The organism is Butyrivibrio sp. AE3003, from assembly GCF_000686065.1.
GTDB lineage: Bacteria > Bacillota > Clostridia > Lachnospirales > Lachnospiraceae > Butyrivibrio > Butyrivibrio hungatei_A.
The window spans coordinates 1,496,778-1,519,977 of sequence record NZ_JMLX01000001.1 but is presented as its reverse complement, the minus strand read 5'-3'; the positions used below and the strand labels follow the sequence as shown (position 1 = coordinate 1,519,977).

The 23,200-nt window shown below is 40.4% G+C and carries 15 protein-coding genes and 1 riboswitch; of the genes, 14 read left to right on the top strand and 1 reads right to left on the bottom strand.

Translation table 11 applies throughout. The annotated features are described in order from the left end of the window. Positions 1-14 precede the first annotated feature (14 nt). The 7 genes from CD00_RS0107255 to CD00_RS0107225 all read left to right on the top strand — a co-directional run bounded on the left by CD00_RS0107255 (position 15) and on the right by CD00_RS0107225 (position 10,205). A complete protein-coding gene (locus CD00_RS0107255) occupies positions 15-674 on the top strand; it encodes a hypothetical protein (RefSeq protein WP_026655362.1) in 660 nt (219 codons plus the stop codon). A gap of 445 nt (positions 675-1,119) precedes the next feature. Next, a complete protein-coding gene (gene rsmH / locus CD00_RS0107250; protein ID WP_026655361.1) occupies positions 1,120-2,175 on the top strand; it encodes a 16S rRNA (cytosine(1402)-N(4))-methyltransferase RsmH in 1,056 nt (351 codons plus the stop codon). Between the two features lie 18 nt (positions 2,176-2,193). After that, on the top strand, positions 2,194-2,928 hold the full coding sequence (gene surE / locus CD00_RS0107245) for a 5'/3'-nucleotidase SurE (RefSeq protein ID WP_026655360.1): 735 nt from the start codon (positions 2,194-2,196) through the stop codon (positions 2,926-2,928). 75 nt (positions 2,929-3,003) lie between these two features. Next, positions 3,004-4,689: a putative bifunctional diguanylate cyclase/phosphodiesterase gene (locus tag CD00_RS17575; protein ID WP_051594114.1), complete on the top strand. Its 1,686-nt coding sequence runs from the start codon at positions 3,004-3,006 to the stop codon at positions 4,687-4,689. 313 nt (positions 4,690-5,002) lie between these two features. Continuing rightward, positions 5,003-6,991, top strand: a complete 1,989-nt coding sequence (locus CD00_RS0107235) for a M13 family metallopeptidase (RefSeq protein ID WP_185750407.1) — start codon at positions 5,003-5,005, stop codon at positions 6,989-6,991. Continuing rightward, positions 6,957-9,512: an ABC transporter permease gene (locus tag CD00_RS0107230; RefSeq protein ID WP_026655357.1), complete on the top strand. Its 2,556-nt coding sequence runs from the start codon at positions 6,957-6,959 to the stop codon at positions 9,510-9,512. The genes CD00_RS0107235 and CD00_RS0107230 overlap by 35 nt, the downstream gene beginning before the upstream one ends. A gap of 18 nt (positions 9,513-9,530) precedes the next feature. Further along, positions 9,531-10,205: an ABC transporter ATP-binding protein gene (locus CD00_RS0107225; protein ID WP_026655356.1), complete on the top strand. Its 675-nt coding sequence runs from the start codon at positions 9,531-9,533 to the stop codon at positions 10,203-10,205. Positions 10,206-10,214: 9 nt separating this feature from the next. On the opposite strand, the gene CD00_RS0107220 is transcribed toward CD00_RS0107225, so the two are convergent. Beyond that, positions 10,215-11,225: a tRNA dihydrouridine synthase gene (locus CD00_RS0107220; protein WP_026655355.1), complete on the bottom strand. Its 1,011-nt coding sequence runs from the start codon at positions 11,223-11,225 to the stop codon at positions 10,215-10,217. A 92-nt stretch (positions 11,226-11,317) separates the two neighbouring features. Here CD00_RS0107220 and epsC point away from each other — a divergent pair, with 92 nt between their 5' ends. From epsC to CD00_RS0107185, 7 genes are all read left to right on the top strand, one after another. Beyond that, positions 11,318-12,217, top strand: coding sequence for a serine O-acetyltransferase EpsC (epsC, locus tag CD00_RS0107215; RefSeq protein WP_051198911.1), 900 nt, complete (start codon positions 11,318-11,320; stop codon positions 12,215-12,217). 409 nt (positions 12,218-12,626) lie between these two features. Beyond that, positions 12,627-13,937 carry a flagellar hook protein FlgE gene (locus CD00_RS0107210; protein WP_026655353.1) on the top strand — a complete coding sequence of 437 codons (1,311 nt, stop codon included), beginning with the start codon at positions 12,627-12,629 and terminating at the stop codon, positions 13,935-13,937. Positions 13,938-14,157: 220 nt separating this feature from the next. Then, positions 14,158-14,243, top strand: a riboswitch (cyclic di-GMP riboswitch). A gap of 310 nt (positions 14,244-14,553) precedes the next feature. Next, on the top strand, positions 14,554-15,267 hold the full coding sequence (locus tag CD00_RS17570) for a hypothetical protein (protein ID WP_034462022.1): 714 nt from the start codon (positions 14,554-14,556) through the stop codon (positions 15,265-15,267). An 8-nt stretch (positions 15,268-15,275) separates the two neighbouring features. After that, positions 15,276-15,887: a signal peptidase I gene (gene lepB / locus CD00_RS0107200; protein ID WP_051198912.1), complete on the top strand. Its 612-nt coding sequence runs from the start codon at positions 15,276-15,278 to the stop codon at positions 15,885-15,887. 55 nt (positions 15,888-15,942) lie between these two features. Continuing rightward, positions 15,943-20,586, top strand: a complete 4,644-nt coding sequence (locus CD00_RS0107195) for a hypothetical protein (RefSeq protein ID WP_026655351.1) — start codon at positions 15,943-15,945, stop codon at positions 20,584-20,586. A gap of 132 nt (positions 20,587-20,718) precedes the next feature. Next, positions 20,719-22,167 carry a SpaH/EbpB family LPXTG-anchored major pilin gene (locus CD00_RS0107190; RefSeq protein WP_026655350.1) on the top strand — a complete coding sequence of 483 codons (1,449 nt, stop codon included), beginning with the start codon at positions 20,719-20,721 and terminating at the stop codon, positions 22,165-22,167. 168 nt (positions 22,168-22,335) lie between these two features. After that, entirely contained in the window at positions 22,336-23,187 is an 852-nt protein-coding gene (locus tag CD00_RS0107185) for a class C sortase (protein WP_026655348.1), read from the top strand. The last annotated feature ends 13 nt before the right edge of the window (positions 23,188-23,200 follow it).

Genomic DNA, 23,200 nt, shown 5'->3' with positions numbered 1-23,200 from the left:
AGACTGATTGAGGTATGAAAAAAGGCAATGAAATGAACAAAGAAGAATTACGAGATGCATTGAAAAAAGCTTATGACAAGCTGAATGAGAACGAATTTAGCGATCTTGATGATCAGGAAGAATTTTTATTAAGTGATTACGACTATAAAAATACAAAACTCCAAATTAGAGCTCATGGAGGCGTTGGTGCAGCAATTAAATGGTTTTTGATCGGATACTTTGGTTATGAATTAATTTATTGCGGAATCATGGAATTAGTATTTTACGCGAGCCCGGAGTTTCTTGCTAAACTGAATTCGGATCAAAATTTGGCAAAGTTTTTCGTAGGGTTGTTATTTGCCGGAGTTGGAGTCGGTATACTTTTGGCGATCATAGTAAAGAGAAAAGCCATTAATAAAATTGTGAAGATTACTGAAGAAATAAAAATGAATATTTCTGAGCTTGATAAAATGCGCAAAGAACGCATAGATAAATATCCTGGAATATTTGGCTTTATTCCCGAAAAATATAACGATAAAACTGTCATAGCAAAGATATTGGAATATCTAGACAATATGCGTGCTGACAATCTTAAAGAAGCAATCAATCTTCTTGAACAGGAAATAGCTACGGAACAATATAAGAATGAGATAAGACAAGAAATCGACGATTTGTATATTGATTCTGTTTACTGATATTGTAGTGTGATTTTGTAAGAAATGTGACTAATTCGAGCGTTACGGAGCTCCTTAGTCACATTTTTTCTTGAAAATAGGGAGTTTTGGAGTTCTAGAGGAGGAAATGAAGGGGAGATTTTGACTATAACAAATGTTATCAAATGTATTAGTCACTGTGGCCTTGGAAATCCGGGGAAAAGTGTGACTAATTCGATATGTTTTTTGCTCTATTAGTCAAAAAAAGGATTTTGCGACCGGATCGGGCTAAAAATCCTGCAAAAATATGATACACTACACTTTAGTACATTGTTTTTTTGACCTGCCGGAGCCGGCCAAAAGAAGATGTAGCAAAATCACAGTGTATGCGCCGAAATAAAAGCGGATTTATCGAAAGTTAAGAAGATATACCTAAATAAAAGCGGATGCACCAAAAAACAAAGCAAATACACCAAAATCACAGCGAATGGAGAAGAGTGTGGAAGAAAAGCTGCATAAGAGAAGAGTTCGTTATTCGGGAAAATATCCCAAGAAGTTTGAAGAGAAGTACAAGGAGCACAATCCGGAGAAGTACAAGGATGTGGTGGAGCATGTAATATCCAAGGGTTCGACGCCTGCGGGGATGCATATTTCCATTATGGTAAAAGAAATCTTGGATTTCTTGCAGATAGAGCCGGGACAGCAGGGGCTTGATTGTACGCTTGGGTACGGCGGACATACTTCAAAGATGCTTGAAAAACTGCAGGGGAAAGGCTGTATCTACGGACTTGATATCGATCCGATAGAATCGAAGAAGACTGTAGAGAGGCTCAGAAACGCAGGATATGGAGAGGATGTATTCAAGTTCAGGCAGATGAACTTTGAGAATATAGATAAAGTGTGTGATGAAGCCGGAAAGTTTGATTTTGTTCTGGCAGATCTTGGAGTGTCTTCCATGCAGATAGATAACCCTGAAAGGGGCTTTTCTTACAAGATTGACGGGCCTCTTGATCTTAGGCTCAATCCGGACAGCGGAGAATCGGCAGCTGAGCGCCTTCACAACATAACCAAAGAAGAGTTTGTGGGTATGCTTGTAGAGAACTCAGATGAACCTTATGCGGAAGAGATTGCGGAAAAAGTTTTTTCGCTAATGAAAAAAGGCAATCCCATGGATACGACAACCGCGCTTCGTGAGGCGATAGAAGCGGCGCTTTGGAAGGTTCCTAAAGAGGAAAAAGCGGTAACGATAAAAAAGAGTTGCGCCAGAGTTTTTCAGGCGCTCAGAATAGATGTAAACAGCGAATTTGAAGTGCTGTATGCTTTTCTGGATAAGCTCCCTTCAATACTGAAAGAGGGCGGAAGAGTGGCGATACTTACGTTTCATTCGGGAGAAGACAGGCTTGTTAAGAAGTCTTTTAAAGAGCATAAAAAAGCCGGCATATACAGCGAGATATCAGAAGATGTGATAAGACCATCTGCGGAGGAGTGCAGGTTAAATCCCAGAAGCAAATCCACCAAGATGAGATGGGCTGTAAAGAACTGATAGTGGAGAAAGGACAGAATGACTAGAAGGATTCTCATAACCAATGATGACGGAATAAAGTCCGAGGGACTTTTAAGACTTGTAAAAGAGGCGGTAAAATTCGGGGAAGTATGGATCGTGGCTCCTGAAAGCGAGAGGAGTGCGGCATCTCACAGTATAACCCTTAGGCATGCGATAGATATATTCCCTGTGGAATATCCTGTTGATGGCGAACATGAAGTTCATGCATACTCATGTAGCGGAACTCCGGGGGATTGCGTAAGACTCGGTTGCACAACTATAGTTCCCGGCGGGCCTACGGTGGTACTTTGCGGAATAAACTTTGGGTACAATGTTGCCTCGGATATTCAGTATTCGGCTACATGCGGATCGGCTTTTGAGGCTGAGTTTCAGGGTGTTTCCGCAATCGCTTTTTCCGAAGGCGCAGGCGAATGTCACGAAGTATCCGACAAATATCTCTACGAGATCTTAGAAAAACTCATAGATACAGAATTTGTTCCCGGAAAGATTTATAACGTTAACTTCCCGTTCTGTCCACTATCAGAGTGTAAAGGCATTCTCTATGACCGCGAAGTGTCGCGTGGAATGGTTTATAAGGACGGGTACAAAGAAGTTGAGAAGCTTGAGAACGGCGGAGCAAGATACATGGTAGACGGAGTGTTTACGCCTGAAGCGGAAGACGGCACGGACTACAGAGCGGTTCTTGACAATTATGTGTCTGTCGGAACAGTTATGAACGTTGGAAATATATAATCTTTATCAGAATTAATTATCGGTGTTTCTGTTTTTTGCTGGAATAAATTATCAGAATATTATAAAATTTAAAATATGAATACTGAAAAAATCTTTGGTAAAAATGCATATTTTTATAATAAAGAATCAGATCCTGAAGAACTTCTTAAACTTATTTCTTATGGTGTTCAGCAAGATGATAACGGGTATATATTCCTCGATAACAACGGAAAATGCGTCTATGCAAACAGAAAAGCCTATAGCATGTTTTATGTCATGGAAGATCTGGATCTTTTGTATGAGGCATTTGAAGCGTGGAAAAGGTCTCTTGGTATAGAGGCGGATGCTACGACCTGGTGCAGGATCTATAATTCTACGGGAAAAGAGCGCCTTTATCGCGTAAGATTTAGAAGGGTTCACGATGAGAGCGGCAAGATCATAGGAAATGTCTACTCTATTCAGAATATTTCCGATTCGCTTGAGGGCGAGTACGGTGAGCAGTACAGGCTTACGCATGACGATCTTACACAGCTTTATAACAAAGAGGGATTTATCGGGGCTGTAAGAAATCTTTTTCAGAATTCTCCCGAAGACAGGCAGTTTGTACTTGTTTATTCCAATATCAGAGACTTTAAGCTTATAAATCAGCTCTTTGGAATAGACAAAGGAAATGATATCCTTGTAAACATCGCGGATGCCATATCGCAGAGAGTCAGAGAAGAAGATGTTTACGGAAGAATAAACGGTGATCAGTTTGCTCTTTGCCTGCCGAAGGAGAGATTTGATGAGGCAAGCTTTAAGAGTGCTGTAAAAGAAGTCACCAACCGCCTTACGAGCACGTCTTATTCCGTGCATATCCAGCTTGGAGTGTATGAGATAAGAGACAAGGATATGGATGTTTCGCTCATGTGCGACAGGGCATACATGGCGTGCAAATCGATCACCAAGGACGGAGTATGCGAGATAGCGTGGTACAGCGATGATATGCTTATCAACGCTCTTTTGGAAAAAGAAATCCTTTCAAGCTTTGATTTTGCCATTATCAACAGGCAGTTCGGAATATACCTTCAGCCACAGGTTTACGCCGACGGAAAACTGTTTGGCGCTGAGGCGCTTGCAAGATGGATACATCCGGAGAATGGTATCATCCAGCCGGGAGTTTTTATAACTGTTCTTGAAAAGGCTGATCTTATATACAAGCTTGACAGATATATATGGGAACTAGCGGCTAAACAGCTCGATTACTGGAAAGGGACCGAGATGGAAGGTGTATCCATATCGGTGAACGTTTCGCCAAAGGACCTTTACTACATCGATATAAGGGAAGAATTCAATAATCTTGTAAAAGAATATGACATCAATCCCCGCCATTTCAATATAGAGATTACGGAGACTGCTGTGACCACAGATGTTTCCAAGTGTGCCGATCTTATCCTGGGACTTCAGAAAGATGGCTTTGTGGTCGAGATTGACGATTTTGGAAGCGGATATTCATCTCTTAATATGTTAAAAGACATAAATGCCAATATCCTCAAGATCGATATGGGATTTTTGAGAAAAACCGAGAATCAGAACAGGGCAAAGGTGATCCTTAACTACACGATCGACATGGCTCACGAGCTGGGAATGGGTGTTATTACGGAAGGTGTCGAAACAAAGGAACAGCTAGAGTTTCTCAAAGAGCTCGGATGCGAAATGTTCCAGGGATACTACTTCGATATGCCAATGCCGGTCGATGAATTTGAAAAGAAATTTGAAGAGAAATACAAGCGTATGAAGTGAGTCTTTGCAATTAAATATTAAAAAATGTCTGTTTTCCAATTGTTTTTGGGAAGGCAGACATTTTTTGTGTTATAGGAAAGCGTTCTTGTTTAAGGATCTTTTAAGAACTGTATCGATAATATATCACTATAGACTTCGGTACTGTCGGTGAAAAATATTTTTAATCTTAATGCATATAATTCTTGACATATTACGACGGGCGTAGTATTAATACTATGACAGTCGTACTACTTCTAGCATAGTACGATAGATAAAGTACTATCAATTAAAGATTTATCCGGATAACAAATTATTTTCAGGAAGGGAAATGAATATGAAGAAAGGAATACGAAGTCTTACAGTTGGAGTGACCATTGCATCGGCTCTGGCTTTTTCGATATTCGGAGCGGATGTTCAGGCCAAAGAAGTTGGCAATGAAGCCAACAACAGTACACAAAGTAAAGCAGCAACGAAAATTCGGCCTCAGGATGACTTTTTTGGCTATGTAAATGCAGAAGTTCTTAGGGAGGCAGATATCGATCCCAAATACGGATTTGGAGCGTTTGATGATTGCAACAAGATTGTTGATCAGAGGTTATTTGAAATCATAGATGAGATAAAAAGTGAAGAGGTTCATACTTCACCGGATGCAGATTTGATTGCAGATTATTACGATCAGATTGTATCTTATGATGCATCTGTAAGTGATGCCGATAAGGATTTTGAAAATGTAAGAAAAGAGATTGAAGGAATAAGCAACAAACAGGAATATATGGAAGTACTCGGCAAGTATAAAAGGTTATATGGAATAAGTCCTGTTCTTAATTTTGGAATAGATGGAGGCTTGATAAGGGCTGATGAATATGCTTTTTGCTTTAGTGATATTAAATCAATCTTTGAAAAAACGAATAAAGATATCGCGGAGTCTTTGGAAGGAAGATCGTACATAAGAGATCATGTAAAAGAAGTTTTGGTGAATATTGGATCCGAAAAGAAGGAAGCAGAAAAAGCAGCGGACAGATTTGCAGCATTAGCGGTGGATATAGCATATAAAAGTAAAGATATTAAAATGACATTCGACTGGTCTACCATGACAACGATAAATGCTAAGGATATGGATGAGCTTAAGTTTGATATAAAGAGTTTTGAAAAAGGCATGCAGTTGGAAAATCCATACGGTTATTGGGTTATTTCTAATAAAGAGCAGTTTGAGTATATATCAGAAAAGCTTGATGACGAGAACAATCTTGAGGTATTTAAGACATGGGCGCTTATCGAATATATAGATAAATATAACAAATTCCTGTCTGATAAATACAAGAATCTGAAAGCTGTCTACGGAGAAGAAACACAAACACCTGATATGCAGGCGAAAGAAACGATAATAAGAGATCTTCCGGATAATCTCGGAAGAATATATTCAGAAAAGTTTTATCCTGTATCAAAGGATGAAAAGGTAAAAGAAATGTGTGAGAACATAAAGGACTCATACAGAGAATTGATAGGTAATGCGGATTGGATTACGGAAGATGGAAGAACCAAGCTCCTTAATAAGCTTGAAGCCATTGAATTCACAACAGGAGGTAATTACAGCGAAACACTTATCGGGACTGAGAATCTGATCGGAAAAGATTTTTATGATACATACAAGAATATAAAAAAATATGAAGTTGAGAATACAAAAGAGTTGATAAAGCGTCCGCGTCCAAAACAGGGAGATACTATGCAGCCTCAGACAGTAAATGCGTGCTTCTGGACGGATAATGTGGTGGTTATGACTGCCGGAATTACCGAAGGAGCATTCTTTAACGAGAATAACAGTGAGTTCAGCAATCTCGGAAGACTCGGAATGGTTATTGCTCATGAAGTTGGTCATGCATTTGATTCAAATCTTATGAATTGGGATGATAAGGGAAATTACAATCCGCAGTGGCTTAATGAAACTGACAGGAAGGCGTTAAAGGAAAGAGCCGATATGTGCATTGATTATTACAACGGCTATACGATCATGGATGTATATCACGTGGACGGAGTTCAGACGCTTGGCGAAAATTATGCGGATCTTGGTGCTTTAGAATGTATTTCCAATATCGCAGAAGAAAAGGAAGACTATATTGAAATGTATGAAGGATTTGCGGAGATCTGGAGAGGAATCAAAAGTGATACAGATGCTATTGCAAGCCTTCATACAGATGAACACAGTCCGCGCACTGTAAGGGTTAATGCCCCGCTGAGCTCTTGCGAGAAGTTCTATGAAGCTTATGATGTAAAAGAAGGAGACGGCATGTATGTCGCTCCTGAGAAGAGAGTCGAAAGGTGGTAACATGGGAGTTATTTTAAAACATACATTCAGAAATATATTTGCGAAGCCACTTATGACACTGGTTCTTGTGGTCAGTATTACAATATGCGCATTTGCGGGTATGATGGCTTTTGACATGAGCAATAGCCTGGAAAACATTTTTATAGGGATTTACGGTACGACGACGGGAACATCAAATGTGTTGGTTTTTGCACCTGAAAATATAGAGGAAAGCTATTTTGAAGGCCTTCCGGATTTTGAAGCAACATATGTTTCACCAAAGGATTCAAAAGTTACGGTTCGCAACAATCAGATGTATGCATATTACAATCAGAAAAATCTCAAATTATATGGTGTCAATATTGAGGATGCTTCAAAGATGAGACTTATCCCGAAGGATGTTACGCTTGGTGCGGATGATATTATCGTCAGTGAAGTTATGGCTAAAGAACTTGGCCTTAATGAGGGAGATAAGTTTAAAGTTTACGGTGATAATTATGTCGATGCAGAGTTTAATGTCAAGAAGATAGCAAAGCCAAGCGGATTACTTAATGCGGAATATGCAGCGGTTGTCACGGATGAAGGAATGGCGAGACTGTGCCATGACGGAATACCAAAACATCAATTTGTATATATTAAGGTTTTGGATAAGTCCAAGGTTAGTGAATTTTGTAATGCGATGGAAGAGAGGTTCCCCAATTATGATGTGGATGATCTTATAGGAGGAAAGTCAACTCAGGATCAGATAAAAACAATCAGTAATGTATTTAAAGTCCTTTTTCTCATAACTCTTATGCTTGTTATTGTCGTAACGGTTACGCTTTCGGAAAGAATAATGCGTGACAGAATGTCGACGATTGGAACTTTAAGAAGCCTTGGAGTGTCTCCGAATCTTACGGCCAGAATTATTCTTATCGAGAACATGTTTTACGGGGTGTTCGGTGGATTGATCGGAACAGGATTATATGCGGCTTCGAGAGATAGCATATTTAACGCCGTATTTACGGTAGACGGTCCGGGTATGGAAACTGTCATGGATCTTGGAAATGTATCTGTTCCCATTATGATCGCAGTAATTATCGGCGCCGCCATAGTGGAAATGCTCTGTCCGCTCAGGGAACTTCTTAAATCTACCGGTATGGCTATAAGAGATATAATTTTTGACAATAAGGATACGGAATACAAATACAAAAAGAAAACTAAGATCATATCGATCATATGCGCTGCATTAGCTTTTACAATGATAGTTCCGGCGCTTACTGTATTTAAAGACAATGCATTACTCGGCATTTTTGGGTTCGTATTTTTGGTGCTTTCTCTTTTGGGCGGATATCCGTTCATACTCAGAATGGTGTCAAAGATTATAGAAAAGATCAGTCAAAAGAGTGGCAATCCGGTACTCGGACTTGCTGCAACGAATCTTAGAACCAATAAGACTTCGATTGGAAGCTCTAAACTTGCATTTGTTGCAACAAGTTTATGTCTGGTACTGTTTATACTTATCACTTCACAAAAAAACATGGCTGAATTGCCTCCGGCTGATGCCGATGTTATCCTCAGAGGTCTTTCGGAAAGCGTTGATTCATATGATTATATTGAAGAGCTTGATGGAGTAAGCAAAGTTGAATTTGATTATTCCAGAAGTGACAAAATACTTGTCGGAAATGAGAAGATAGAAGACTATCTTGAGAATAAATACAATAGGAAATTCGACGGTGAATTTGAAAAAGTAAGTATATTGGGAGCTGAAGGAGCCCCTGAGCTTAATCAAGGATATAGCGGCCTTCCGGATGTGATAAATAGCGATGAAATATATGTAGCCAAGAAAATTGCAAAAGATCTGAAGCTTAAAGTCGGAGACAGCGCGGATATATTGCTGGATGCGGAGGGGATTATTCCGTACAGAGGAACTTTCAAAGTTGCGGGAATTATTGATTCTGCAAGGGCGGACGGTTCCAATAAAACAATAGTGCTGCCTTTGGATTTATATAAAAAGATCTACTTTAACAGGCCGGCAAGTGCTTATGTAAAGACGGAAAATCCGGAAAAAACGGCTGAATTTATAAAAAGCTATTCATCCAGCACAATAGAAAAAGTTAATACTATGGATGAATATATAGAAGAGATTAAGGATCTGTCTGCCGGTGAGCTGGCACTTCTCTACATGATAATACTTATCGGAGTTTCTTTGTCACTTATTGGAATATATTGTAATCAGATCGTGGGATTTGAGAGCAGAAAGAGAGAAAGTGCTGTTCTTGTTTCAACCTCTATGAGCAAAGGGACATTGGTTAGGCTTTTCTTTGAAGAGACGATGTTATCGGGACTTATTGCAGTTGCTCTCGGAGTAAGTATAGGTCTTGTGGAAACAGTGATCATTTTTAATGCTATGAAGGCAATAACGGAGATGAAGCTTTTTATTAATGCAGGACAGACCGCAATTTTCATAGTAGGTATATTTATCACATTCAGCATCACGATATTAAAGACGATGAAAGATATAAAGAAAATGAAGATAGCGGAACAGTTAAAGTACGAATAGACAAGGAGACATGAAGAAATGAAGAATATAATCGAAGTAAAAAACGTAAAAAAGGAGTTTGGATCAGCGAAGACCGTTAGTACCAAGGTGCTTGACGGAGTTAATATGGAAGTAAAAGAAGGGGAATTTGTATCACTTATGGGTGCTTCGGGAAGCGGTAAATCAACTCTTCTTTATCTGATCGGCGGCTTGGACAGAGAGTTTGCCGGAGATATATCCGTGTGCGGAAAGAGCATATCGAATATCAATGAGAAAGAGCTTTCCGAGATAAGACTTAATGATATCGGATTTATATTCCAGTTCTATAACCTTGTGCAGAATCTCAATGTTGAAGATAATATAATGCTTCCGCAGCTTGTAGCAGGAAAGAGCCGTGCAAGTCTTAAGAGGAAGCTTGATGATATCCTGAATATAGTAGGCCTTACGGAAAAGAGAAAACAATATCCTTCAAAGCTCTCCGGTGGCCAGCAGCAGAGGGTTGCGATAGCAAGAGCTGTTATGGGCGACCCCAAGCTTATTCTTGCAGACGAGGCTACCGGAAATCTTGATAAGAAGTCCGGAGCCGAGGTCATGGAGCTGTTTAGAAGGATAAATAAAGAGAAAGGGATCAGCATTCTTCAAGTCACACACTCGGAGAAGTGTGCGGAATACGGAGACAGAATAGTCTGGCTTGATTCCGGAAAGACTGTATAAAGGTTCTTATTATATAAAATTGCAGCTTGCAAAGATATTGCGGACCGCAGCGAGGTATTCGCCCTTGCTGCGGGCTTTTCTTATTGCTTTTAAATACTTGTCGCAGTTTTCAAAGTGGGTATGAATAAATGCCCAGTGCTCAAGGAGTTTAAAGATAACGTTCCTGTCTTCTGGGATGTATTCCTCATATCCTGCGTAGAGGCTTGTCAGATAGTCTTTCAGTTCTGTGGCTGAAAGTGTTTCTCCGCCTGTCAGTTCTCTTGCAAGCGCCGGATTTTCCAAAATTCCTCTTCCAAGCATCATTGAGCTTACTTCATCTGCGACACCTTCTTTTTCCATAAAAGATAAAGTGTTTTCATAGTCTTTTTTGGAAAAGATGTTTCCGTTGTAGCATATGGGAGCCTTACCACCGCATTCTCTGTATCTTTTTATGCTGTTGCAGAATGCATCGAGACGGGGAGCGTTCTTATAAAAGTCGTCTTTTACCCTTGCGTGGACAGTCAATTCGGTTATTGGGTATTTGGCGTATATTTCCATTAGCCTTGCGGACTCGCTTTCGTCGGTTATTCCAAGTCTTGTCTTTAAGGAGATATCAATATCTTTTAATTCAGGTGTATTTTCTTTTGCCTCAAATATATCTGACAACATTGAATCAAGATAGTCGGGATCAGCCAAAAGGCCTGCGCCCTTGTGCCTGTTTACAACGGTTGAAGCGGGACATCCGAGGTTGAGGTTGAGCTCTTTGTACCCGAGCTGAGCTATCTCTTTTGCTGCCCAGAGGAAAGTTTCCGAATTGCCCGACATTATCTGAACAACCAAGGAAGAATCCTGTTCTTCGAAGAAAGGCTTGTTATGTACGGGGAGGAGGTCATTTTTTTCCCTGTTCTTAAAATGTTTACTCTTTACTGCTGTGACAAAAGGGGAGTAGTACTTGGAAACAGAGCCCGAGAACATGTCTTTATGGATGTTTCTCAGAGGGTACATTGTTATGCTTTCCATTGGTGCAAAATAAAAATTCATTGATATTCTCCTAAAAAATTCCTAATTTCTCGATTATTATGGTATTATATGGTTTGAGCGTCAAGCGAATAATATCATTTCGGAGAATTGCTATGGATTACAATTATAAGTATGACAAAGAAAACATGAAAAGCGGAATCGGTGATATTGTTAATCTGATTCTCGAGGATTATAAAAACGGCAGAGACATTGACAATATGGATATCTACAATCAGCCGGACAGAGATGCTGTAAAAGATATCGTCATAAAGCTCATAAGGATCATTTATCCGGGATACTACAGGGATAAGGTGTATAAGAGCTACAGCGACGCTAACAGAATCTCGATTGTCATCGAGGATGTCATCTATAATATGAACAAGCAGATAGCTATTGCATTCAGACATAGCGACAGCTACAGGGATGCCAGTGATGAGACGCTTGAGTGTGGAGCCAGGAAGATCACGCATGAATTTTTTGAAAAGATTCCCAAGATAAGAGAGTACCTTGATACCGATGTTCAGGCTTGCTATTCGGGAGATCCTGCGGCATACAGTAAAGAAGAAATAATTCTTTCGTATCCGGGGCTTTTTGCAACGTCTATAAACAGGATCGCGCATGAGCTTTATCTTCTTAAGGTGCCGCTTATTCCCAGAATGATGACGGAGTATGCACATTCGAAGACGGGAATAGACATTCATCCGGGCGCGACTATCGGCAAGTATTTCATGATCGATCACGGCACGGGCATCGTTATAGGAGAAACTTCTATAATAGGTGAACATGTTAAGATGTATCAGGGTGTTACCATAGGCGGACTTTCAACACGTGGCGGACAGGCACTTAAGGGAGTTAAAAGGCATCCCACCATTGAGGATGATGTTACGATTTACGCCGGAGCTTCAATACTCGGAGGCGATACGATAATCGGAGAGGGAAGTGTTATCGGTGCCAATGCGTTTATTACGGCTTCTGTTCCGGCTAACAGCAGGATTAGTATGAAAAATGGCTGATGTTTCGTGCAGTTGTTACAGAATATGACTATATATTAAATAAGACTTTTGCTCAGTGATCTACATACCTTGAAAGGGTGAAAAATGTAGATGCCATCGGGGCGGAGGTCTTATTTTTTTATAAAAAACTATTGAATTGTTACAGTATGAGTGATAATATTTTAATATATGTTAATAAAGTATTTCGAATGGGTATGCAGTACTATGCCAATGAGGAATGTTTATCATGTTCGAAAGGGGTGATCAATGGAAAAGAAAGTAATTTGATTTTATGAGCACAAGAACACAGTCATTGTTGAAAAAATTCTTTTACTTTTTTTTATTTTGCTCTAAAGGAAATAAAAAAAGCATCCGATAAAGGAAATAGCAGGTAGTGGATAATGCAACGTGACTTGGAGGTATGTGTTCTATGATGAGATCACTTTGGTCAGGTGTTTCCGGACTAACAACCCATCAATTGGAAATGGATGTTATTGGCAATAATATTGCCAATGTCAATACAACAGCATATAAATCACAGGCAACGGGTTTTTCTGACGTTCTTTATCAGACTGTAAAGAACGGAACCGGAGCGGGAGATAACGTTGCGACTACAAATGCTGCTCAGATAGGACTTGGATCGAAGGTTTCCTCAATTTATACAAACATCTCGAAGTCGGGCTCGACGCAGACTACGGGAAATGCCTTCGATATGATGATCACAGGAGATGCATTCTTTGTGATAAGTCCTGACAACCAGACCAGGAATTTTAGCAGGGACGGTGCGTTTACGATCGATGCGCAGGGAAGTCTCGTAACCCAGAATAACGGATATTATGTTATGGGTGTAATGGGTGAAGACGGAATCAGACCGGGAGCAAATGTGACGAGACTTGATCTTATTACTGATGCAACTAAGACGATAGGCGGAACTGCAACATCCGCATCATATTTCAGAGGGAATATTGATAGTCTTGACGGCACTTTCGATGAGGCAGACGGCAAGAACGTCAGACTTGAAGTATTCGGCAATGACGGAAGAACTTATACTCTTAAGTTTAAGCTGACAAACGGAGGAGACGACGCAGACAATACTTATTCGCTTTCTCTTGCGTCAGTACAGGACGATGAGGGTAATATTCTTCAAAACACTACAGATACCAATATCAATCTTGTTTACAGCAAGGGTTCGGGAGAGCTTATAAGTGCAGGGGGCAACGAAAACGGAATCGTGACCATGTCATTCGGAGGCGGAGCTTCGATGATTGGACCTCTCAATATAGACTTTTCAAATACGACAAACTATGCAGGCACAACTGCATCTCACAACTCTACAATTTATGCGTATAAGGGAGATGTGAGAGGGTTAAATGTCGGATATGCAAACGGAAGTATGACCGGAATGTCCATTACGGACAACGGATCGGTGTTTGCAAAGTATTCCAACGGACAGACTGTAAAGATCGCACAGATAGCTGTTGCGGAATTCAACAATGCCATGGGACTTGAGAAGGTTGGCGACAATCTTTATGCGGAATCCCTTAATTCGGGACAGGCGCAGATTGTGGATGTTACTGCCGACGGAGGGTATATGACATCCGGAGTGCTCGAATCCAGTAACGTAGATTTATCGAAAGAGTTTACTGATATGATTACGACACAGAGAGGTTTCCAGGCTAACAGCCGTGTGATCACAACATCTGATGAGATGCTTCAGATCCTCAGAGGTCTGAAACGGTAAATTGGAAACTAAGAACTTTTTTTGCGAAAGTGAAATTTTGTAACACAGGGCTGAGCGTGGGTTCAGCCCTCTTTTTATGGAAACTGTGTTTTTTTTTGTGAAAAAGTGGTTGCGTTTTAATATCCGATGGGGTATATTCATCTTACGAGATGACGAAATATAGTTTTTTTTGAAAAAATTTTTTTGTGTTAGCGCTTTCGTTATAACGTGTTTAACTTAGCAAAATAAAGGGCAAAGCCGCCGGAAGGCGGTGACGCAAAACTAGAGGGTCTCAATCACGTATGTGACAGACAGCCAGTTGCTGGCGCTGGGTTAACTGCGCCAAGATGAAGACCGAGCTGCACTTTTACAGACGGTCTAATTTTATGCAAGTTACGGTACGGATTTTGTTCAAGGATGAACCATCGTAGTATTTTTGCGATGCGTACTATGGAAACGTAATTTCATCGACACTGGCCTCTAGAACTTTGCGGTTGCCTGATAATTATTAAATTATTTAAGGTATCATGCGAAGACCTCAGGGTTGGATGCACGATATCTTAATTTATTATATTTACGTTGCAACCGATAACTTGTATGAGATTCCTCAACAATAGCAAGAGTATAGGGACAGAGAATGGCAGAGGTCAATTTAAAAAAACTAAGCAGAGCGGAACTTTTGGAGATGATGATCAACTTCTCGGAAGAGGCCGACGAAGCTAAGAGGCGTGAACAAGAAATTAAAGAAGAAGTCGAGAAAGAGAAGCAACAACTTCTTAAGGAACTTGCGGAAGAAAGAAGTAACCTGTTAAAGAGTTTCGACGAAGAAAAGGCACAGATGAGAGCCAAGTTCAATGAACAAAAGAATCAGATGCAGGAGAAGTTCGACAAGGACATAACCGGTCTGAAAGCAAGGCTCGCCAGAGAAAAAGCGGAGTTACAACAACAGGTTGACGATGCACTTGAGAAGATTGAAAACTCGCAGTCACTCGCCGAAGCGTCCATTCAGTTGGGCGGCATTATGGAAGCAGCTCAGAGAGCAGCCAACATCTATGTTGATAATGTTAAAAAGAATGCGGAAGCTGAGTACAAAGAGCTTATGAAGGGCATTAAAGAAAGCAAGCTCAGAATGGCAATGTACGAGAAGACGCAGATGGAAAACATAGATGCAAAGGTCAATCAAGCTGTGGAAAAGGCAGTTGCACAAAGATTGTCTCGTACAGGTTCCATTGAAAGAGCCCGGACACATGAAGAAGCTTACACCGGAACATTGGGCAGACCGATGACACGTGGTGAAGCATACTCAGGCGCAATAGAAAAGCCTAGGATATATAAAAGAGAAAAAGACTGAGAGCACAGATGGGTAAACAAAAGAAAGAACAGGCAAATCCTTTGCAGGAGCAGCAGGAGCAGGTTAAGCCTTCTCTGGATCAGTTAAAAAGCGAACTGAAAAGGGAAAACAGCAAAAAGGAATACAAGAAAGTGCTGAGAAATACGTTGATAGTAGTCGTTGTAGTCGCGGCACTTGCGGTACTTGTTTCCAGCTTTTTCATAGCAGTATTAAAAGTAACAGGAGATAGTATGACGCCGACACTGGAAACCGGAGATCTGGTGGTAGCTTATACTAGAACATCATTCGAACCCGGAGAGCTGATAGCTTTTTACTACAACAACAAAGTTCTGGTAAAAAGAGTCGTGGGTTCACCCGGAGATTGGATCAATCTCGACGCAGACGGCAATGTATCTGTAAATGGGGAATTACTTGATGAGCCGTATGTAGAAAAGAGTTTTGAACCGACTGACCTGACATTTCCATATCAGGTTCCGGAAAACAGGTATTTTGTACTTGGAGATCACAGAAGTGCTTCGATTGATTCACGAAGTAGCGTGGTCGGATGTGTAACCAAGGAACAACTTATCGGGAAAGTTGTGTTTAGAGTTTATCCGTTCAGCAAATTCGGAGGACTGTAAGCAAAAAATGTAACTAGCAGACAATAATGGGTAAAAGGGTAAGAGGATAAGAGATATGCGCAAAGATTATGAACACCGCGCAGAAAACTACATCAAAAAGCATCAGAATTACAAGAAATGGCTTGCTTTTGTTTTATGCGTTGCAATCATTACAGGTTCTATCACATTGTATGTGCTTAACAAACCTGCTGCTGCGATGACTGAAGAGGGAGCACAGTCAGTTGGTCTTGTAATGGAAACGGCTGATGACGATTTTGAGAGCGGTTTGATCGAAGAGATGAATCAGGAGGGCGATGACAGCGGGGACGACGCCGATGCCGGTGATGAATCTGGCGACGGTGATGGCAACAGTAACGCTGAAGAAGTTACTGTTGAGGAAAACGCTACTCCCGAGGATGAGAATAACTCTGATGATTCCATTGTGGAGAATAAGGACGACAGTGAAGAGAAGAAAGCTGAAGAGGAAAAGATCGATGAAGCTGACAAAGAAAACACTGTTGAGTCTGCTGCTTCTAATGGAACAACCGTTAAAGAAGAGGAAGAATCTGATTTAGCTTCTACTGCATCAACAGAAGCATCGGACGCTGCAAGTACGGCATCATCTGAGATGTCTACCGAAGCATCAACAGAAGCATCTTCAATTGAATCCCTGGAAGATTACAAAGATGTGATCGTAACAGTAAAATATGTGGATTCACATGATAAAGAGATTGCGGAATCAAAAGAACTTTCTATCACAGACTCCTTTGATATCAAGAAGGATGCTAAGAATTTTGAGGGCTATTTCTTTAACAAAGCGGTTATCGGTGATGACGAGATCGTGAAAGTTGAGAAAGAGACCAAAGAGTTTGCTGCATCTGCTAACAGCGAAGAGAATAAGGACAGCGCTTCACTTCTTACCGATGTAAAAGACGGAACAGTTGAACATTATATATATAAAGTAACAACTGCTGACGGCGAAGTAAGAGAGCTTGAAGAAGATACAGAGCTTGATCTTGTATACTATCCTGCAAATACAAAGACAGAGTTTGTATACTCGGATGGTGATGCAAAGGTTAAGGTTGTACTTACTAAGCCTGATGTATTCCCTGAGGGAATTGAGCTTACAGTTACAGAAGTTGAACGCAATACAAAGGGATATAATTACGATGCTTATCTTGCCGCACTTAACAGCAAGGCAGGTGAGATTGCCGGTGATGGCGGAGAAGAAGACGCAGCGGCTGTAGAATTTGATGAGAAGAATACTGTACTTCTGGATATTGCATTCCTGCTTGACAATGTAGAGTACGATCTTACAGATGGAACAGCTTCTGTTTCGATTGAGTATACAAACAACAAGATCTCAGCAGATCTTGATACAGACAATTCAGAGGAAGTTACTATAGTACACCTTCCTCTTACAGATGAAGTAAAAGAGAAATTTGATTCAACAAGTGAAGCTACAAGTATTTCAGCCAATGATATTCAAGTAGAAGTTTTTGATGACGGAAAAGTCGATCTTGGCGATTCAAGTGATAACGTTTCATTCCAGACTGATTCATTCTGTGTTTTCGGTGTTATAAAGAGTGCAAACGGACGTTCCTGGGTGGGAACAAAAGACTATTCCTCAAATGAGATCATAGATATGCTCGGTGATTCTACATACTTCGGTGTCGTTGCGAACGACTACGACGGATGTAATAACCACAGTGAAGCAAACATAGCCGTTAAGAATATTAAAAATGTTCAAGACTATACAATTGGTAACTCGACACAGACATATCAGAAAATTGGCGATTATAAGATTACGGTTAATAAAGTTGTAAATGGTGCAAAGAAGACAGGAAAGTTCTTCTTCGCGGTATATCAGGATGCTGAAGGAACCAGAAAGATTCAGGGAAGCGACTTTAGTATTACAACAGGTGCTGACGGAAAGGGATCTTATACTTTAGATTACAAGCACCTTGGACAGAATTCTCCGAGATTGTATGTCTTTGAGCTTGATAAAGAAGGCGGAAAACCGGTAAAGAACAATGAAAAGTATGGATCCTATACTGTTACTTACGGCGCTAACGGATTTGATGGCTTAAATGACAGTATGGCATTATATACCGACAACTTTGTCGAGAATATCGGTGGCAGAACAAGAGAACAGATTGGAAGACTTATCCAGCATATTGACGGAGCAACAATTTATTATAAGAAGTCCGGCGGAGCATATGGATGCATTACTTACGATCATGGCGCAAGAAGCGGAAGTCAGTATTTGGAATATACCTTTAACGGAGAGTTTCCGGTTAATATTGACAACTTACTTTCAAAGGCAGCAAATGCTGCAGGTGAAATTGCACTTGCAAAGTCGAACGGAAGCGTAGAGGTTGCAAATGTCGTAGCGACGGATGGCGGAAACCTTTGTTCGGATCTTACAAGATATTACTTTAATAAGAATGAAGATAACTATGCTGTAAACAACGGATTTAGTGTTGGAGGCAAGCTCCTTGTTATTAACGTAGATCTTACAAATGTTCGTTCTTATACATTTAACAAGATCAAGGTTAATGGCTTGGGTACAGGTGACTGGAGTGAAGTAGCCAACCAGATAGTTCTTAACCCTGTAGTTGAGAAGTGTTCACGTTATGTTCCTTATGAAGGAAAGCTTAATGTAGATATTTCATCCGGAGCTCTTGTAGCACCAAAATGTACTGTTGAATGTACAGGATCATACAGTGGAACAATCATTGCAAGCAGTGTTATCAAAAGATGTGAGATTCACAAGATGGTTGTAAGAAAGCATCTTAGCATGATGGCTTCAACAACAGTTACAAACACAGATTCCACACGTGTTCCTGTTGAACTCAAAGTTGGAAAACTTGTTGACGGCAAGACTCCTGAAGCAGAAGATGTATTCTCATTCACATTAAAGAAATATAATGAGCAGAATAAGGGATGGGAGACAATTTCAAACGATCTGCACAACGATTTTGATAAGATCAGCTACACAATAGAAGATCCTCAGTCGCTTGGTATGGAGTATGGCAAGGGTAATGTATATTACTTCATGTTCACTGAGAATGATACAACAGGTACTTATATTAAAGATACTTCAGCACTCCTTGCAAAGGTTGAGTATGAAGAAGGCCAGGGTGATGCAGCTATTAAGGGTATCTCATACTACAAGATAAGTGCAGATGATTTGGCTAAGCTTAATGCTAAGTTTGATAAGAAGTATTTCAAGAACGAGATAAAAGATAATATTTGCTTCAACAATAAGAAGATACAGAACTTTGATCTTGGGCTTACCAAGTTCCTTAACGGAAGTCCTCTTCAGGATAACAACCTTAAGTTTAACTTCTGGGTAAGACTTGTTAAGACTGACAATAACGGATCAAGAACAGTAGAAGGCGGAGACAGAAGAAAGTATCCTGCAGCTATGAGCAGTATTACCAACAACGGAAGCAAGATTGAGTATCCTGTTGATGCTGTAGCTTGGGGACTTGAGCATGGAAATACCTACTACTTTGTATTTGGCGAAGGCTCAGCAGATGCTTCAAATACTACGCAGACTGTTCTCGATAAATCAGTTGTTGTAGCAAAGGTTGACTACTACGTTGACGGTGAGAACCTTAACAAGACATATTACAGGATTACAGATAAGGCAACAGCGGAAGCAATTCTTGCAAGTCCCGACAGTTGTGCAGGTATTGTGGATCAGTGCAATGATTCGACTGCAGTACCTGAAGATAAGGCAGGTTTCTATAACAAGTCTTCTGTAAAGCTTGTACTTGTTAAGAACTGGAAGCAGAATTCAACAAACGGTATCTTCGATGTAACCGTAAAGATCAAGAGACGTGTTGAAGGCGGCGAACTTGAAGATTACAAGGATGTTGTTATCAGCGCATCCGATTGCAGCGAGCATGGCGGAAAGATCAGCTCGACTGAGTATGTAATTGATGAACTTGAGACATGTGATGCAAACGGAAATAAATATGAGTACGTTGCAGAAGAGTATTACAACAACGGCTCAGAACTTGTAAGACTTAATCCTATTAAGAGTGTAACTACAGATGCTACCGGAAATGTTATTTCACAGTCTTCCGAAGCAGATGAAGCAGTAGCATCAGTAAACGGATACAAGCTTACAGATGTAACAGTAACATATGACGAAAGCGGAAATGTAAGGGTAGAGCTTACAAACGATCCTTACATCAAGATCAAGAAGAGTTGGACACTTAACGGTGTAGATGTTCCTTACAACGGAACAAAGGATTTTGGAACCGTATTCGTTAACCTTTATCAGTCAAATGGTGATGGATCACCGGAGTTCGTAAGAGGACCTATAGCTCTTAGCTATGGTAGCGAGTGGACAGCTGAAGTACCTGTACCGGGGCTTGGAAGGTACTACATTGTAGAGTGCGATTCTACAGGTGCAGTTGAATACCGTCAGGCTCCTAAGATTACATACTATGCATATAACAAAGATGCACAGACCATGACCTCAACAGAGTGGACACAAGTTTACGGTGAGGGTGGAAACATTACACTCGTTGTTGCTAACGAGAGAAGTGGTAATGTACTTCCTAACTCCGGTGGAATCGGTGAGTTCCCTATTCTTGCAATAGGTCTTGGAACAGCTTTGACAGCAGTTCTTGGTGGAAGTGCATACAACATACGTAAGAAGAAAGATGAATCTGAAGAAAAAGATGAATCCGAAGAACTTTGAATAGACTAGATTTTCAGCAATATGGATTTAGAGCAGAAATGCTTTAAAACAGATGCTCATTTGCATCGGATATATTATTGAACGACATTATAAAAAAATAAACTGACACAAGATTCAAAGAAGGAGAAGAAGATGAATAGAATCAAGAAACTGATAGTAGGATTCCTTGTATCCGCGATGGTACTTGGAATGGCAATCACAGCCTATGCGGCTGCCGGAACAATTACAATTACTAATGCAATAGCAGGACAGACATATGACGCTTACCGCGTATTTGACTTTGTACCTGCTGATGAAGCAAATGCCGATGCAGGTGGTATTTACAAGCTTGCAGCTAAGTTTTCAGGTCTTCCTTCATACACATACAGTGATGATGGAAACAGTGTAGCAATGAGTTCATTCTTCACGGTTGGTGATAATGATATCCTTGATACATCAGGACTTACTTCAGCAGAACAGGCTAAGGTTTTTGGTAAGGCTGTACTTGCTTACGCAAAGGCTAACGGAATCTCAAATGACGGTTCAACAATAGCTTCAGAAGATGGCGTAGCTACAATTCAAGTTAGTGAATATGGTTACTATGTAGTAGATTCATCACTTGGTAGTGCCGTAGCAGTTGATACAACAACTCCTAACGCAGGTATTCAGGAGAAGAACAGCGTTCCTGAAATCAGAAAGCATGTTAATACTGCTACAAATGAGTCAACAGTTTACGGTGATAAGACAGGAAATGATGCACAGATCGGTGATACAGTAGAGTTCACTGTTGAAGCAGATCTTAAGATTGGCGGTGAGAACTATGCCATCGTTGATACATTGACACCCGGACTTACACTTGTAGATGTACAGGACAGCAATGTTTCTTTCTCAGACAGTTCTCTTGGTTTCAGCATCGACAATGCTTATGTTGACGAGAACGGAAATAAGGGATTCAAGATTACATTTGAGGGTGAACCTAAGTCTGATACAACTGCAACTGTTACATATCAGGCAGTAGTTAACAAGGATGCGGTTATCGCATCTGAGGAAAACATCAACGAAGCTTTCCTCATCTATGGTAACGGAACAGAGACAACTCATGTTACAACAAAGACAATGACATATCCTCTTCAGATCAAGAAGATCGCTAGAGGTGATGCGTCAGGAAAGGTTCTTCCCGGAGCAGAATTTAAGGTATACAGAGAGAGCGGTGATACACAGCTTAAGTTCACAAAGGTTTCAGATACTGAGTACAAGGTAGATCCCGATGGATCGGTTGATGCAATCGTAACTGTTGCTGAAGCGCCTCTTACAATCTTAGGTCTTAATGCAGAGAATTATATTCTTGAAGAGACACAGGCTCCTCAGGGTTACAATCTTCTTGAGAGCACTGTAGGTAATCATAAGCATGCACAGCAGGTAACAGTAGCAACTTCTTCCAATACAGGAGCAGTTCAGACTGCAACGGTTGAGGACGGAACAGGTATTACACTCCCTCACACAGGTGGTATCGGTACAACAATCTTCTACATCATCGGTGGAATTCTTGTTGTAGCAGGTATTGCATACTTCATCGTTCGCAGAAAAGCTGACGCTGAATAATATAATATACAAGGGATGAAAAAGTTTAATTGTTTTGAATCTTGTTGAATTAGTTGGATAACAGTATTCTTCGGGGGAAGATTACTTCCCCTGAAGAATATATATATTCATAATCCTAAAGATTCTTTGAAAATAAACCGATATGGTGAAAAGATAAGAATTGCTTAGATGAAGAAGAACCTAAAGAAAAAAATACCCAACATAATATTTGGATTGATATTTATCGCCGGACTGTGTATATTTTTATATCCTTCAGTAAGTAATTATATCAATTCGCGAAATCAGAGCAGAGCAATTTCTAACTACGAGGAAATGGTTAATAACATTTCCGAAGAAGATTATTCAAAGATGTGGAGCGAAGCAAAGGCGTATAATGAAGAACTTGCTAAAAAAGCTCTAAATTTCGATCTTTCTGATGAAGAAAGGGAAGAGTACAATAAAATTCTTAATGTATCCGGAACAGGAATAATCGGATATATTGAAATTGAGAATATAGGGGTCAACCTTCCAATTTATCATGGGACCGACGAATCGGTTTTACAGGTTGGTATAGGACATTTGGAGGGAACATCGTTTCCCACCGGAACTAAAAGTACACACGCAGTCCTTTCGGGACACCGAGGACTTCCGTCCTCTAAGCTTTTTTCTGACCTCGATCAAATGATTGTCGGGGATACGTTTTTACTTCATATTTTAGACCAGACTTTTGCGTATCAGATTGATAAGATAAACATTGTTCTTCCGGAGGAGACCAATGATCTTGCAATAGTCGATAATGAAGAATTCGTCACGCTTGTTACTTGTACTCCTTACGGAGTTAATACTCACAGGATGCTTGTAAGAGGTAAGCGTGTTGATTATAGCGAGGAATCAAAACTTATAGTACCGGCAGATGCCTTAAGGTACAACACCATGGTAGTGGCACCGTTCATCGGGGCACCGATTCTTTTAATAGCTTTTATAGTATATCTTATTAGGACGTCAAAGCCTAAAAGGGTAAAGGGAGCAAAGCAAGGGTAATTGCTCTACGAGG

Bases quoted from the DNA above. Each gene is read 5' to 3' on its own strand.
- CD00_RS0107255 (WP_026655362.1), top strand. From the start codon at position 15: ATGAAAAAAGGCAATGAAATGAACAAAGAAGAATTACGAGATGCATTG.
- rsmH (WP_026655361.1), top strand. From the start codon at position 1,120: ATGGAGAAGAGTGTGGAAGAAAAGCTGCATAAGAGAAGAGTTCGTTAT.
- surE (WP_026655360.1), top strand. From the start codon at position 2,194: ATGACTAGAAGGATTCTCATAACCAATGATGACGGAATAAAGTCCGAG.
- CD00_RS17575 (WP_051594114.1), top strand. From the start codon at position 3,004: ATGAATACTGAAAAAATCTTTGGTAAAAATGCATATTTTTATAATAAA.
- CD00_RS0107235 (WP_185750407.1), top strand. From the start codon at position 5,003: ATGAAGAAAGGAATACGAAGTCTTACAGTTGGAGTGACCATTGCATCG.
- CD00_RS0107230 (WP_026655357.1), top strand. From the start codon at position 6,957: ATGTCGCTCCTGAGAAGAGAGTCGAAAGGTGGTAACATGGGAGTTATT.
- CD00_RS0107225 (WP_026655356.1), top strand. From the start codon at position 9,531: ATGAAGAATATAATCGAAGTAAAAAACGTAAAAAAGGAGTTTGGATCA.
- CD00_RS0107220 (WP_026655355.1), bottom strand. From the start codon at position 11,225: ATGAATTTTTATTTTGCACCAATGGAAAGCATAACAATGTACCCTCTG.
- epsC (WP_051198911.1), top strand. From the start codon at position 11,318: ATGGATTACAATTATAAGTATGACAAAGAAAACATGAAAAGCGGAATC.
- CD00_RS0107210 (WP_026655353.1), top strand. From the start codon at position 12,627: ATGATGAGATCACTTTGGTCAGGTGTTTCCGGACTAACAACCCATCAA.
- CD00_RS17570 (WP_034462022.1), top strand. From the start codon at position 14,554: ATGGCAGAGGTCAATTTAAAAAAACTAAGCAGAGCGGAACTTTTGGAG.
- lepB (WP_051198912.1), top strand. From the start codon at position 15,276: ATGGGTAAACAAAAGAAAGAACAGGCAAATCCTTTGCAGGAGCAGCAG.
- CD00_RS0107195 (WP_026655351.1), top strand. From the start codon at position 15,943: ATGCGCAAAGATTATGAACACCGCGCAGAAAACTACATCAAAAAGCAT.
- CD00_RS0107190 (WP_026655350.1), top strand. From the start codon at position 20,719: ATGAATAGAATCAAGAAACTGATAGTAGGATTCCTTGTATCCGCGATG.
- CD00_RS0107185 (WP_026655348.1), top strand. From the start codon at position 22,336: ATGAAGAAGAACCTAAAGAAAAAAATACCCAACATAATATTTGGATTG.